Source organism: Labrys sp. F242 (genome assembly GCF_057813875.1).
Map to the genome: position 1 here is coordinate 831,694 of NZ_JBVASG010000001.1, position 13,775 is coordinate 845,468.

Here is a 13,775-nt window from a genome sequence, read left to right on the forward strand (position 1 = left end):
GTCGTAATGTTGGTCAGGGCATTGTCACCGGCAACGGCGCTGAATGGGGGCGCTGAAGCAAAGGCGACCGGCCTCTCCGAACGGAAGGCCGAGTCATTATGGAGCCTATCACGATGAATTCATCTGATCATGACATGAAGCCCAGGGACGTGCAGGCGAAATCCGGCATTCTCGCCCGGCGCCGCACGCGCCTGATGGCTGCCGTGTTCGGCCTTGGCGTCGCCGGCGCGGTTGCCGGCAACTTCGTGGTCATGCCGCCTGTCACACCCGCTTTCGCGCAGACCCAGAGCCAGGTCGCCCAGCCCGGCTTTGCCGACATCGTGCAGAAGGTGCGTCCCGCCGTCGTTTCCATCAAGGTGAAGACCGAGACCAACGCCAACGTCTCGGACGATGAGAATGACGGTGCGCCGCCCAATCCGTTCGAGTTCTTCTTCAATGGCCCGGGTGGCGGCGGCAATATGCAGCCCGGCCGGCCTCGCAAGCAGTTCGGCATGGCGTTGGGGTCCGGTTTCTTCATTTCGGCTGACGGCTATGTCGTGACCAACAACCATGTCGTCGACCATGCCAAGGAAGTCGATGTCGTCACCGATGCCGGCAAGACCTATACCGCCAAGGTGATCGGCGTCGATCCGAAGACCGATCTGGCTCTGCTCAAGGTCAAGGATGACGCTGTCAAATTCCCCTTTGTCGAGCTCGAAATGCAGAACGAGCCGCGCGTGGGCGACTGGGTCCTGGCCGTCGGCAATCCCTATGGCTTGGGTGGCACCGTGACGGCGGGCATCGTCTCGGCCCGCGGCCGCGACCTCAACAACTCGACCTATAACGACTTCCTGCAGATCGACGCTCCCGTCAATCGCGGCAATTCGGGCGGGCCGACCTTCGACCTCTCCGGCCGCGTGATCGGTGTGAACACCGCGATCTACTCGCCGTCCGGCGGTTCGATCGGTATCGGCTTCGCCATTCCCGCCGAGACGGTTTCTCGCGTGGTCTCGCAGCTGAAGTCCGACGGCCAGGTGACGCGCGGCTATATCGGGGTGCAGATCCAGCCGGTGAACCAGGATATCGCCGACTCGATCGGCCTGAAAAAGGCCGCGGGTGCGCTGATCGCCGACGTGACCAAGAATGGCCCCGCCGCCAAGGCCGGCCTGCAGTCGGGTGACGCCATCACGGCCGTCAACGGCAAGGAAATCGCCGATTCCCGTGAGCTGGCCCGTGCAATTGCCGATGTGAAGCCCGGCGAGACCGCCGACCTGACGGTCTGGCGTGATGGCAAGGAGCAGAGCATCAAGGTCGAGACCAGCAAGCTGCCGGGCGACAAGCAGTTGGCGGATGCGCGGTCTCTGCAGGATGACGACACAGGCGGTAAGAGCTCGCTCGCCGGTCTGGGTGTCGAACTCGCTCCTGCCGCGGCCGTGGCGGGTGCCGGCAAGGCCGGCGTGGTGGTGACCGACGTCGATCCGGGCAGCCCTGCCTCCGAATCACTGCGCCCGGGTGATGTCATTCTCGACATTGCCGGCAAGCAGGTGAGCAATGTACGTGAGGTTCGCGAGATCCTCTCGAGCGCCAAGGCCGACTCCAAGCGCACCGTGCTGCTGCGCGTGAAGAACAATGACGGTCTGCACTTCGTCGCCCTGCCGATCGGCAAGGTCTGATCCGACCGCTGAAGACTGATCCGGCTGCCCGGCATGGGCAACCGGATCAATTTACGGTTCAGATCCCATGCGGGGCCCATCCCGTCTCCTTCGGTCGGAGGAGAGTGAGGAGGGGGCTGCATTTTTGAACATGAATGTGAATGCTGCAGGGCGCAGGTCATTGCGCCCCTATGAGGTGACCTGGAAATGTGGCAAAGCTCGTCTCAGACGCCTTCAACTCAAAACGTGACTGAGTCTGAAACCAAAATGCGTATTCTGATCGTCGAGGACGACCGCGACGCAGCTGCTTACCTGGTCAAGGCCTTCTCGGAAGCGGGACATATTGCCGACCATGCCGCGGATGGTCTGAGCGGCTATGCGATGGCCAAGGATGGCCCCTATGACGTGCTGATCGTCGATCGCATGCTGCCCAAGCTCGACGGTCTTTCCATGATCTCGCGTCTGCGCCTCGAGGATACGCAGACGCCGGCCCTGATCCTGTCGGCGCTCGGTGAGGTCGATGACAGGGTCAAGGGGCTGCGGGCTGGCGGGGACGACTACCTGCCCAAGCCCTATGCCTTCTCGGAACTTCTGGCCCGGGTCGAGGTGCTGTCGCGCCGGCGGGCCGGCAAGGGTGAGGAAACGGTCTATCGGGTCGGCGATCTTGAGCTCGACCGTCTGTCCCATGTGGTCAAGCGGGCAGGCGAAGAGATCGACCTCCAGCCGCGCGAATTCCGGCTCCTGGAATACCTCATGAAGAATGCCGGCCAGGTGGTGACGCGCACCATGCTGCTCGAGCACGTCTGGGACTATCACTTCGATCCCGGTACCAACGTCATCGACGTCCATGTCTCGCGCCTGCGCTCCAAGCTCGACAAGGGTTTCGAGAAGCCTCTGCTGCACACCATCCGCGGGGCGGGCTACATGATCCGCGACAGTGCCAAGTAAGCTGTCCCGGCAGAGTTTTCAGGCGTGAGCACCAGGAACACCGCATCGGAGGCGGACTCGGAAAGACTGGCTGTGACCGGACTGCGAAAACTGATCCGAACCACGGCCTTCAAGCTGATGGCCGCCTATCTCCTGGTGTTCACGCTGTTTGCAGCCTCGCTGCTGGGTTATTTCTTCTGGAATGCGCAGCGCCTGCTCGGCTCGCAGATCAGCAATTCGATCAACAGCGAAATCAACGGTCTGAGCGACGAATATGCCCAGGGCGGCGTGATGCTGCTGGCCTCCACCATCGAGGCTCGCACCCGCAGGCCGGGGTCGCTGCTTTATCTGCTCACCACGCCGCAGGGAGAAGCGCTTGCGGGTAATGTCACCGAGCTGCCGGACGGCGTGCTCGACAAGCCGGGTCTCAGCAATATTCCCTATCGTCGCGACGATGGCGGCAAGGCCGGGCCCCGCACGGCCTTGGTGCGGGTTTTCGCCCTGCAGGACGGCTACAAGCTGCTGGTCGGCGTCGATCTCGACGAGCAGAGCCGCGTGCGCGCGATCATGTTCAACGCGGCGCTGTGGTCGGTCGGGCTGATCATGCTGCTTGGCGTGGCGGGCGGCTGGTTCGTGGCGCGGCGCGTTCTGCATCGTCTCGACGATATCAATGCCACCAGCCGCTCCATCATCGATGGCGATCTTGCCCGGCGCCTCAAGGTTGCGGGAACGGATGACGAATTCGACAGGCTGGCTTCGACGACCAACGCCATGCTGGACCGCATCCAGGAGTTGATGGCCGGCCTCAAGGAAGTTTCCGACAACATCGCCCATGATCTCAAGACGCCGTTGACGCGCCTGCGCAACCACGCCGAGGAAGCCTTGCGCACGGCCAGGGACGAGGACGCCTACCGTACCGCGCTCGATCGTACCATCGAGGAATCGGACAAGCTGATCGGTACCTTCAACGCGCTCTTGATGATCGCGCGGGCCGAAGGAGGCCGCATCGACGGGGCGCTCAGCGAGTTCGACGTCGCCGAGGCCGTACATGCGGTGGCGGAACTTTATGAACCCGTTGCCGAGGAGAGCGGTGCCAGGATCGTGGTAGCGGCGCAGTCGCCCCTACCGCTGCGCGGCAATCGCGAACTGGTCAGCCAGGCGCTGGCCAATCTCATCGACAACGCCCTCAAATACAGCCCCAAGGAGGAGGGCGGACCAGCCGGTGACGTGACGATTGCGGCCGAGAAGCGGGAGGGCCGCATCATTCTCAGTGTGGCAGATCATGGCGCCGGCATTCCACAGGCCGATCGGCAGAGGGTGCTCGAACGCTTTGTCCGGCTGGAGTCGAGCCGGACGCGTCCCGGTTCCGGCCTTGGCCTGGCGCTCGTCTCCGCCATGGTGAAGCTGCATGGCGGCAGTATCCGGCTGGAGGACAATCAGCCAGGCCTACGTGTGGTGCTGGAATTGCCCGACAAGCCCGCCGAAGAATCGGCTCAGTCCAGGCTAGCCCTGCGCCGCCCCGGCCTTCGCCTGCGGCCCTAACTCATCTGCAAGCAGGGTAGGGACGCGCAGCCAGCCCAGGGTGGGCAACGCGTGCTCGACCAGGAAGCCGCCGATATTCTTGCTGCGCGATAGTACCAGGCGCTGGCGGGCCGGGCTGGCATTCTGCTGCACGATCTCGACGAAATCGTCGCCGGTTGCGGCAACGATGGCGACATGGCCATAGCCGCTGGCGCCGGCAAACACGATCAGATCACCCTTGCGCGGCGGCTCCGTCTCGCCTTGGCGAAACTGCAGCATGCCGCGCCTGAGATTGAGCGCCCCATGCGGGGTCTCCTCGTCGAAGAAACTGATCGCGTGGCCCATGCCATCGGGCATGACATGGCCGCGAGCCTGGTAGAGATAGCGCTTGATGAATTCGACACACTGCCATTTCTGGCCAAAATAGGTGCCGTCGCCGGCATAATGGCGACCATGGGAGACGGTGAAGATCGGGCCGTTGTCATAGACGGCAACACCGTCCAGGCTCGCGATCGCCGTGCCGTTCGCCCAAGGGCTGCCTTTCCATTCGAAGCCGCGCAGAAAGACATAGGCGCCCGTGCCGCACAGAACCACGACAAGAGCACTCAATACCAGCCATTTGCGCATGCGATTTTTCCGGGTCAATGCTATCGCGAGGAACAACGAGAAAGACCGAAAGATTGTGGCGAGGCGGCGGCATGATTCCCATTGAAGACAAACGTCGTGTCAAATCCCGTTTCGCCGATCTGGCGGAGGCCCTGGATCCGGTCGGTCAGCCCGCCGTGGCCGCGGCGCTGGAAGGCGGACCGGACCATGCCGTGCTGGCCGGGCTTGCCACGGCCTCGCCCTTCCTGTGGGGGCTGGCTCTGGCTGATCCGGTGCGGCTGGAGCGTATCCTGGCCGGAGCACCCGAGACCGTGCTCGAAGCGGCGATTGCGCGGGCCAGGGCCCAGTGCAGCGCTGCGGCCGATATCGCCGAGGCCATGCGGGCGTTGCGCCTGCTCAAGCAGGAGGCTGCCCTGTTGATCGGCATCGCCGATCTCGGTTGCGCCTGGTGTCTCGCCGAGGTCACGATGGCCTTGACCCGTGTTGCCGACGAAAGCGCGACGCTGGCCTTGCGTTTCCTGCTGCGCGAGGCGGCCGCCGCAGGCCGCTTCCTGCCCGTCGACCCTGAAAATCCGGACAGGGATTGCGGTCTGGTGGCATTGGCTATGGGCAAGCAGGGGGCGTTCGAACTCAATTATTCATCCGATGTCGACCTGATCGTCCTCTACGATCCCGAAACGGCGCCCTTGCGCGAAGGGCTGGAGCCGGCGCCCTTCTTCGTGCGTCTGACCCAGGGGCTGGTCAAGCTGTTGTCCGAACGCACGGCGGACGGCTATGTCTTCCGGGTGGACTTGCGCCTGCGCCCCGATCCGGGCGCCACCGCGATCGCCATCTCGCTTCCCGCTGCCTATGGCTATTATGAAAGCGTCGGGCAGAACTGGGAACGGGCGGCCATGATCAAGGCGCGCGCCTGCGCCGGTGACATCGCGCTGGGTGAGCGCTTCCTCGCCGGGCTGGTGCCCTTCATCTGGCGGCGTCATCTCGACTATGCCGCCATTGCCGACGTCCATGCCATGAAACGGCAGATCCATGCCCATAAGGGTCATGAGGCGATCGCCGTGGCCGGGCATAATCTCAAGCTCGGTCGCGGTGGCATCCGCGAGATCGAGTTCTTCGTGCAGACCCAGCAGTTGATCGCCGGCGGCCGCAATCCCGATCTACGGGGACGCGGCACCATTGCCATGCTTGCGGCCTTGCAGGAGGCCAGCTGGATCACGCCGCAGGCGCGCGACCAGTTGACCGAGGCCTATGATTTTCTGCGCGGGCTCGAACATCGTCTTCAGATGATGGCGGACGAGCAGACCCACAGCCTGCCCACGGAGAAGACGGCTCTGCTGGAGTTTGCCCGCTTTGCCGGCTATGCAGATGTGGGCGCCTTTTCCAAGGCGCTGATCGCCCGCCTGGAAACCGTGCAGCAGCATTATGCCCGCTTGTTCGAGGCATCGGCGCCGCTCGCCAGCGACGTCGGCAGCCTGGTTTTCACCGGCAAGGAGAACGACCCGGAGACCCTGAAGACATTGGAGCGCCTGGGCTATGCCTCGCCCTCGCAGGTGGCGGAGATGATCCGCGGCTGGCATCACGGGCGCTACCCCGCCATGCGCTCGGCCAAGGCCCGCGAGGATCTTACCGAGCTCACGCCCGCCTTGCTGCAGGCACTGGCCAAGGAGGGCAGGCCCGACAAGGCCCTGTTCGTGTTCGACGGGCTGCTCGCCCGCATGCCCTCGGGCTACCAGCTCTTCTCGATTCTGCGCAACAACGCCAAGCTGTTTTCCGTGCTCGCCCGTATCGTTGGCGTAGCGCCGCGCCTGGCCGAGGTGCTGGTGCGGCGCCCTCATGCGCTCGACGGCCTGCTCGATCATGGCACGGAGGGAAGCGATGCTCAGGGGTTCAACGCACAGGCCTGGATCGACGGTCGCCTCGCCGGCGCGCTCGCGACGGGCGAGAGCTACGAGGACAAGCTCGACCTCGTGCGCATTTTCGTGCGCGAACGCATTTTCGTGCTTGGCGCCCGCCTGCTTTCCGGGGAACTCGATCCCCTGCTGGTCGGCGAGCAGATCACCGTTTTGGCACAGGCCGTGGTCAGGGCCTTGCTCGATCTCGTCATCACCGAGTTGAAGCAGGCCCATGGCAGCCCCCCCGGCGCCCGTGTCGGCATCATCGCCATGGGCAAGTTCGGCGGGTGGGAACTGACCTCCTCCTCCGACCTCGACCTGATCGTGCTCTATGACCATGATCCCGATGCCGTCGAAACCGACGGGCCACGTTCGATCGCGCCTTCGGTCTGGTTCGCCCGGCTGACGCAGCGGCTGATCGCCGCCCTCTCGGCTCCGACGGGGGAGGGGACGGCCTTCTCCGTCGACATGCGGCTGCGCCCTTCCGGTCAGAAGGGGCCGGTCGCCATCCATATCGATGGGTTCAGGGACTATCAGCTCAAGGAAGCCTGGACCTGGGAGCATATGGCGATGACGCGCGCGCGCGTCGTCGCCGGAGATGCCGAGTTCGGGCGGCTGGTCGCGGAAACGATCGCAGGGATCCTCACCGTGAAGCGCGAGCCCCGCAGGATACTCAAGGATGTCGCGGAAATGCGGGCCCTGCTCGAAAGCGAGAAAGGTGGGCGTGGGTCCTGGGACCTCAAGAATGCCCGGGGCGGCCTGGTCGACATCGAATTCATCGCCCAGACGCTTCAGCTCCTGCATGCGGCCGAGCATCCGGCGATACTCGACGTCAATACCGGCCGGGCTCTCGACAAGGCAATGGAGGCCGGTGTGCTGGCCAAGACGGCGCATCGGCGCCTCACCGAGTCCTGGCGGCTCTACACCGCTCTTTCCCAGGTGATCCGCTTTTGCGTCGGCGGCAATCTCGATCCAGACAAGACCTCTGAGACCGGCAAGATCCTGCTCAGCCATGTGGCCGAATGCAGCGATTTCGACGAGCTCAATGCCGTCATCGGGGTGACGCAGACCCAGGTGCGGGATATCTTCAAGCAGATCGTCGGCGGAAAGTAAGGCCTCACGCAGGGACGGGCTCGCTCGTTCGCCGACACCCTTCGAGCGGGCTCGATTTTGCCGTCGGGACGTGGAAGAATGGGATTGATCCTCGCTTCCAGACGGGAGCCTTCATTGGGAGATTTCTGCCAATGAGCGACACTGACTTTCGCCCTCGTACCAAGACCGAACTCAAGACCCAGCGGCCGCGGCTGCACAAGGTCATTCTGGTCAATGACGACTATACGCCCCGGGAATTCGTGGTGATGGTGCTCAAGGCCGAATTCCGTATGAACGAGTCACAGGCCTATCGCGTTATGCTTACCGCCCATCAAAGAGGCGTCTGTGTGGTGGCTGTCTTTGCGCACGACATCGCCGAGACAAAGGCCACGCGGGCGACGGAGATGGCGCGCAGCCAGGGCTATCCCCTGTTGTTCACCACGGAGCCGGAAGAATGAACACGCCCCGCACGATACAATCCTACGATGCCGAGATCGCGATCATTCGCGAGAACATCCGTCAATTGATGGAGCAGGCGGCGGCATCCTCCGGGGCCGCGAACGAGGACCTCCTGGCCGACCGCATCGCCGCTCAGGAGGCGCGGCTGGCGGCGCTGCAACAGCAGATGGATGGTGCTGAAAACACCGGTAAAGGGGGCACGAGCCGAACCTGACCACGCAAAAGGTGGCCGAGGCGATTGCGCCGGCGTCAGTGCAGCAAGGCTGCCGATGCCGGCCGTCTCGGCACGGGGCGCATCAGGACGGGGATGGCCGGTTCGATCATCGGACGCGTGGCTTCGACCGGCAGCACCACCATGACGACGGTGCCGACGCCCACGGCGGAGCGGATACGGATCGAGCCGCCATGCAATTCCGCCAGGGATTTGGCGATGGAAAGGCCGAGGCCCGACCCTTTATGCGTCTTGGTGAACTGGGTCTGAACCTGCTCGAAGGGGCGGCCGAGCTTGCCGATCGCTTCCGCCGGAATGCCGATGCCGGAATCCTCGACATAGAGGGCAACCCGGTTGCCGTGCTGGCGGATGCGCACGCCGATCCTGCCGCCTTCCGGCGTGAACTTGATGGCATTGGAGAGAAGATTGTTCATGATCAGGCGCAGGGCTCGGCGATCGGCCTGAACGTTCACGCCATTGCTCCAGGAGGGGTGGAGGCTGAGCTTCTTTGCTTCCGTCTCGGGCCGGATCGACCGCAGGAGGTCGCCGAGCAGCCTGTCGACCGCCACGAGTTCGCGTTGCAGCGTGACTTCGCCAGCTTCGATCTTCGACATTTCGAGAATGTCGTCGACGAAATTCAGGAGATAGCGCCCGCTGTCGTTGATGTCCTTGCAATAGCCGACATAGCGCGGCTGGCCGAGCGAGCCGAAGGTGCCGTTCTCCATCAATTCGGAAAAGCCGATGATGGCGTTGAGCGGCGTGCGTAGCTCATGGCTCATATTGGCGAGGAATTCCGACTTGGCCCGGTTGGCGGACTCGGCCTTGATCGTCTCCTCGGCATATTTTTCAGCCAATTCGGCCAATTCCTGGGTCTGGCGTTCGAGCACCTGCCGGGAACGCTTGAGGTCGGCGATCATGCCGATCAGGCTGCGCTCGCTGTCCATCAGCCGGGTCTGCTGCTCCTTCAGCGAGGTGATGTCGGTGCCGACGGAGACATAGCCGCCATCCTTGGTGCGCCGCTCGTTGATGGTGAGCCAGCGGCCGTCCTGGAGCTGCGCCTCGAAGGTGCGGGCGCCACGCTCGATCGGTGCGTTGGCGGACATGTTGGTGCGCACCACCGGCTGGGAGCCGGCCTCGACGATGGCACTGTAATGGGTGCCGGGGCGGACGAGACCATCCGGCAGATTGTGCAAGGCCTGGAACTTGGAATTGCAGATCACTAGGCGGTTGCCGGCGTCCCACAATACGAAGGCCTCCGAGATGGTCTCGATGGCGTCGCGCAGGCGCAAATCGGCCCGCTTGGTGTGCTCGGCGAAGCGCCGCTCCTCGGTTTCGTCGACGACGATGCCGATCAGCCGCTTGTTGCCTTGCGGGCCATAGACCAGTTCGCCGCGCACGCGCACGAAGATCCATTCGCCATTGGCGCAACGCATGCGGAAACGCCGGTCGATTGCGAGTGGCGGATCCTTGGCCAGCAGTTCGGCGGAAAGGGTGCGCAAGCCACCGTCGTCGATATGGATCAGCCGATCGATGTCGCTATGGACCAGAAGATCATCCTGCGGCTCGTAGCCGAGCAGATGGAACATCGAATCCGACCAGAACACCCGTCCGGCCTCGAGATCCCAGTCCCACAGGCCGGAGCGCCCACGGCTGAGCGCGGTTTCCAGCCGGTTGCGCACATTGTTGTAGATATCGTCGGCCCGGCGCGCCCGCGAAGCCTGCCAGTAATAGGCAAAGCCCAGGATCAGCAGCACGCCGCCGGTGGTGGTGGTGAAGACGAGCAGACGGCCGCTGAGGGCATACCAGCCCTCCAGGATATCGTCGACGGGCTTGGCGGCGACGATGCGCAGGCTCTCACTGGTGCCGATCGAAGCGAGCATGGCGGTGCCACCGACCGTGACGGTCAACTGGCCGCTGACGCGGTCGCCGATCGCGCCGATCAGGCCGGCGACGTCGCCGTTGTCGTTGAGCAGGCGGCCATGCGGCGTGATCACGGCAAGCAGGACGTGGTCGGGAGCCGTGATCGCGGCACGGGTCGGCACGCGGCCGCTCTGGGCGACGATCGCGCTCAGTTGCGCGGCGGCGGCCGAGACGATCAGATCGAGGTTGCGGCCGGCATCCTGCATGGCTTGCTGGCGGCTGTCGCGGGCCTGGATGAAGGCAGCGAGTGCAATGACGGCAAGGAAGGCAATGATCAGCAAGGGCACGGCCTTGCGCAGGATCGGCTCAAGCCCGATCAGTCGCCTATAGGTTGGGCAGACCAGTGTCTTGGCAAGGCCCCGGATGCCCGGCGCGCGCAAAGACGCATGTGTCGCGTTTGCACGCGCCATTGCTAAGCCCTTCCAGCCTTATCTGAGAATTTGCGATAGAGCAGGTGTTCATCACCGCCCCCGAATCGATAAGGCTATAAGAATCAACCTTCACGTGATTTGTCTAGAGTCGGCGTGAACACTTTTTTAATTATTTGTGTCCATTTGCGGCTGAAAAGCGAAGAATTCGCGCCCGATTCAAGACGAAATCTTGATGCTTGGGCTACATGTATGGGGCTGAAAACTCTATACCACAAGATGTGGTGGGGCGGGGCTGCTTTCCATCGGGTGCAGCCTATGAATGCTTCCCTAGAGGCACCAGTACTCTCGATTGCAATGGCCAGCCTCGCCAGAAATGACCGCATAGTTGCAACAACCGGTTCATGCAAGCGATCTTTGCGCGATGTCAGCAACGTCGCGCGATAACCCCGGCCGCCTTGCGATATCGCGCAACGTCGCCGCCGCCAAGGTGCGCCTGCCTGGCTCGAGCGAGCGCCAGGTCTTGAACGCGACCAGGAGCCGGGCCGCCAATTGCGGATTCTTCGGGTCGATCGCCAGGATGATGTCGGCGACGAAGCGGTAGCCTTCGCCATCGGGGCGATTGAACTGGGTCTGGTTGGCGGAACAGAAGGTGCCGATCAAGGCCCTGACGCGGTTGGGATTATGCAGGGAGAAAGCGGGATCGCGCATGAGTTCCTTGACGCGGTCCAGCGTGGCCTCAAGCGGCAGCATCGCCTGCACGCCCATCCATTTGTCGATGACCAGTGGATCGCTGTCGTAGCGTTCCCGGAAGCTGCGCAAGGCTCGTTCGCCGGCCGGCGTGCCCGACAGGGCTAGCGTGGCGAGCGCCGCCATCTCGTCGGTCATGTTGTCGGCCTTGTCGAACTGCGTCGCGGCGACATCGAGTGCTCGTGCGGTTCCTCCGGCACAGGCCAGATCGAGTGCGCCGTTGCGCAGGGAACGCCGTCCGGCATCGGCGGCCTGGGGCGAATAGGGGCCCGCCACCGTCATGGTCTCGATCGTGCGCAGCAGGTCGACCTGCAACTCCCGAGCCAAGGTCTGCCGCAGAATCGAGCGGGCCTGATAAATCGCCTGCGGATCGACGTCATTGCCGATTTCACGGGCGATATCCGTTTCGCTGGGCAAGGCCAGGGAGAGCGCGGTGAAGGCCGGATCGGCGGCCCCCTCGACAAGGAGGCCACGGACAGCCGCGACGAAGCGCGGATCGACCGGGGTCGCCGGATCCTTGACCAGCCGCAACAGCAGCTTGAGTGCGTAGCTCTGGGACGCCTGCCAGCGGTTGAAGGGGTCGCTGTCAGCCTTGAGCAGGGTCAGCAGAGCTTCCTCGTCGAGCGCGACCGTGAGCTTGACCGGGGCCGAGAAGCCGCGCAGCAGCGAGGGGACGGGCGCTTGGCGCACATTGCCAAACACAAAATTGCGCTCGGATTCGGCCAGGGCCACCAGGCCATCGAAAGGCTGGCCGTCGAGCGTGACGGCAAGATCGCCCTCCTCGCCGACCAGACCGAGGCGGATCGGGAACAGCATCGGTTGCTTGTTGGGCTGACCCGGCGTCGCCGGCAGGATCTGCTTCAGGTTGAGGTGATAGGTGCCGGCCTGCTCGTCCCAGCGTCCTTCGGCGCGGATCTCCGGTGTACCCGATTGCCTGTACCAGAGCATGAACTGGCCGAGATCGCGCCGACTTGCCTCGGCGAAACAGGTCAGGAAATCCTCGATGGTGACAGCCTCTCCGTCATGGCGCTGGAAATAGAGATCCATGCCGGCGGCGAAGGCCTCCCCGCCGATCAGGGTCTTGAGCATGCGCACGACCTCGGCACCCTTCTCATAGACCGTGGCCGTGTAGAAATTATTGATCTCGTTATAGATTTCAGGCCGGACAGGATGGGCGAGCGGCCCGCCGTCCTCGGAGAATTGTTGGCTGCGAAGGAGCTTGACGTCATTGATGCGCTTGACGGGCCGCGAGCGCTGGTCGGAGGAGAATTCCTGGTCGCGGAAGACCGTCAAGCCTTCCTTCAGGCAGAGCTGGAACCAGTCGCGGCAGGTGATGCGATTGCCCGTCCAGTTGTGGAAATATTCATGCGCGATGATGGCCTCGACAGCCGCGAAGTCGCCGTCCGTGGCCGTCTGGGGCAGGGCCAGCACATATTTGTCGTTGAAGATGTTGAGGCCCTTGTTCTCCATGGCGCCCATGTTGAAGTCGGACACGGCGACGACCATGAAGATGTCGAGGTCGTATTCCCGGCCAAAGGCCTCTTCGTCCCAGCGCATCGAGCGCTTGAGGGCATCCATGGCATAGGCGCAGCGATCCTCCTTGCCATGCTCGACATAGATCTCCAGCCTGACCTGCCGTCCGGAACGGGTGGTGAAGCTGTCGGCCACCATGGCAAGGTCGCCCGCCACCATGGCGAAGAGATAGGAGGGCTTGGGGAAGGGGTCGTGCCAGACGGCAAAGTGACGGCCGTCGGCCAAGGAGCCGTGCTCGGTCCGATTGCCGTTGGCGAGCAGTACCGGCGCTTCCTGGAACGAGGCCTCGATCCTTGTGGTGTAGACCGACAATACGTCCGGCCTGTCGAGGAAATAGGTGATGCGCCGGAAGCCCTCGGCCTCGCATTGGGTGCAATAGGCCGAATTGGATCGGTAGAGCCCCATCAATTGGGTATTGGCGGACGGATCCAGGCGCGTCTCGATGGCCAGCGTGAAAGGTTCGGCGGGCGGATGGTGGAGGCTGAAGCCATTGGGCGAAACCGAATAGGCTTCCGATGGCAGCGACACGCCGTCGAGCCAGGCCTCCACGAAGACGAGGCTGTCGCCGTCGAGCTTCAAGGCATCCTGCCCCGAGCTGCGCGCATTGCGCTGCAGAGTGAGGGTGGAAACGATACGCGTCTGCGTCCGCTCGAGCCGGATATCGAGATGCACCGTATCGATCAGGAAGGCGGGGACCCGATAGTCGGCGAGGCGAACGGGTTCCAGGGCAGCTTCGGTCATAGGGGCTTCATTCCGGCAGGGACAATCTGAATCGTCGGCTATCCCTCATCATGACGGATGAGGGGCGTGCACCGCAACCCGGGGCGCGCCGGTTCGAGAGGATGGTATCGATCGTCTTCGCCAG

9 protein-coding genes are annotated in these 13,775 nt (G+C 63.6%); 6 read left to right on the forward strand and 3 right to left on the reverse strand.

The window, feature by feature from the left end:
- Positions 1 to 113: 113 nt before the first annotated feature.
- The 3 genes from ACZYTC_RS03920 (at position 114) to ACZYTC_RS03930 (ending at position 4,100) form a co-directional block, all read left to right on the forward strand.
- Positions 114 to 1,652, forward strand: a complete 1,539-nt coding sequence (locus tag ACZYTC_RS03920) for a Do family serine endopeptidase (RefSeq protein WP_488988953.1) — start codon at positions 114 to 116, stop codon at positions 1,650 to 1,652.
- A gap of 246 nt (positions 1,653 to 1,898) precedes the next feature.
- Positions 1,899 to 2,579 (forward strand): response regulator transcription factor, encoded by a 681-nt coding sequence (locus tag ACZYTC_RS03925; protein ID WP_434957309.1) that lies wholly within the window; start codon positions 1,899 to 1,901, stop codon positions 2,577 to 2,579.
- Between the two features lie 72 nt (positions 2,580 to 2,651).
- The gene (locus tag ACZYTC_RS03930; RefSeq protein WP_434957308.1) at positions 2,652 to 4,100 is read left to right on the forward strand and encodes a sensor histidine kinase; all 1,449 of its coding nucleotides are present in this window, start codon (positions 2,652 to 2,654) and stop codon (positions 4,098 to 4,100) included.
- Here ACZYTC_RS03930 and ACZYTC_RS03935 read toward each other — a convergent pair.
- Complete coding sequence (locus ACZYTC_RS03935) at positions 4,062 to 4,706, reverse strand: CHAP domain-containing protein (RefSeq protein WP_488988954.1); 645 nt, start codon at positions 4,704 to 4,706, stop codon at positions 4,062 to 4,064. The genes ACZYTC_RS03930 and ACZYTC_RS03935 overlap by 39 nt on opposite strands.
- A gap of 71 nt (positions 4,707 to 4,777) precedes the next feature.
- Between ACZYTC_RS03935 and ACZYTC_RS03940 the strand changes: the two genes are divergently transcribed.
- The 3 genes from ACZYTC_RS03940 to ACZYTC_RS03950 all read left to right on the forward strand — a co-directional run bounded on the left by ACZYTC_RS03940 (position 4,778) and on the right by ACZYTC_RS03950 (position 8,342).
- Entirely contained in the window at positions 4,778 to 7,690 is a 2,913-nt protein-coding gene (locus tag ACZYTC_RS03940; RefSeq protein ID WP_488988955.1) for a bifunctional [glutamine synthetase] adenylyltransferase/[glutamine synthetase]-adenylyl-L-tyrosine phosphorylase, read from the forward strand.
- Between the two features lie 131 nt (positions 7,691 to 7,821).
- Positions 7,822 to 8,127: an ATP-dependent Clp protease adapter ClpS gene (gene clpS / locus ACZYTC_RS03945; protein ID WP_434957305.1), complete on the forward strand. Its 306-nt coding sequence runs from the start codon at positions 7,822 to 7,824 to the stop codon at positions 8,125 to 8,127.
- Positions 8,124 to 8,342, forward strand: coding sequence for a DUF3450 domain-containing protein (locus ACZYTC_RS03950; protein WP_434957304.1), 219 nt, complete (start codon positions 8,124 to 8,126; stop codon positions 8,340 to 8,342). The genes clpS and ACZYTC_RS03950 overlap by 4 nt, the downstream gene beginning before the upstream one ends.
- Before the next feature lie 35 nt (positions 8,343 to 8,377).
- Here the strand turns inward: ACZYTC_RS03950 and ACZYTC_RS03955 are convergent, their stop codons facing one another.
- Both ACZYTC_RS03955 and pepN read right to left on the reverse strand, forming a co-directional pair.
- Positions 8,378 to 10,669 (reverse strand): sensor histidine kinase, encoded by a 2,292-nt coding sequence (locus tag ACZYTC_RS03955; RefSeq protein WP_434957303.1) that lies wholly within the window; start codon positions 10,667 to 10,669, stop codon positions 8,378 to 8,380.
- Positions 10,670 to 11,029: 360 nt separating this feature from the next.
- Positions 11,030 to 13,651 (reverse strand): aminopeptidase N, encoded by a 2,622-nt coding sequence (gene pepN / locus ACZYTC_RS03960; RefSeq protein ID WP_488988956.1) that lies wholly within the window; start codon positions 13,649 to 13,651, stop codon positions 11,030 to 11,032.
- Positions 13,652 to 13,775: the final 124 nt, after the last annotated feature.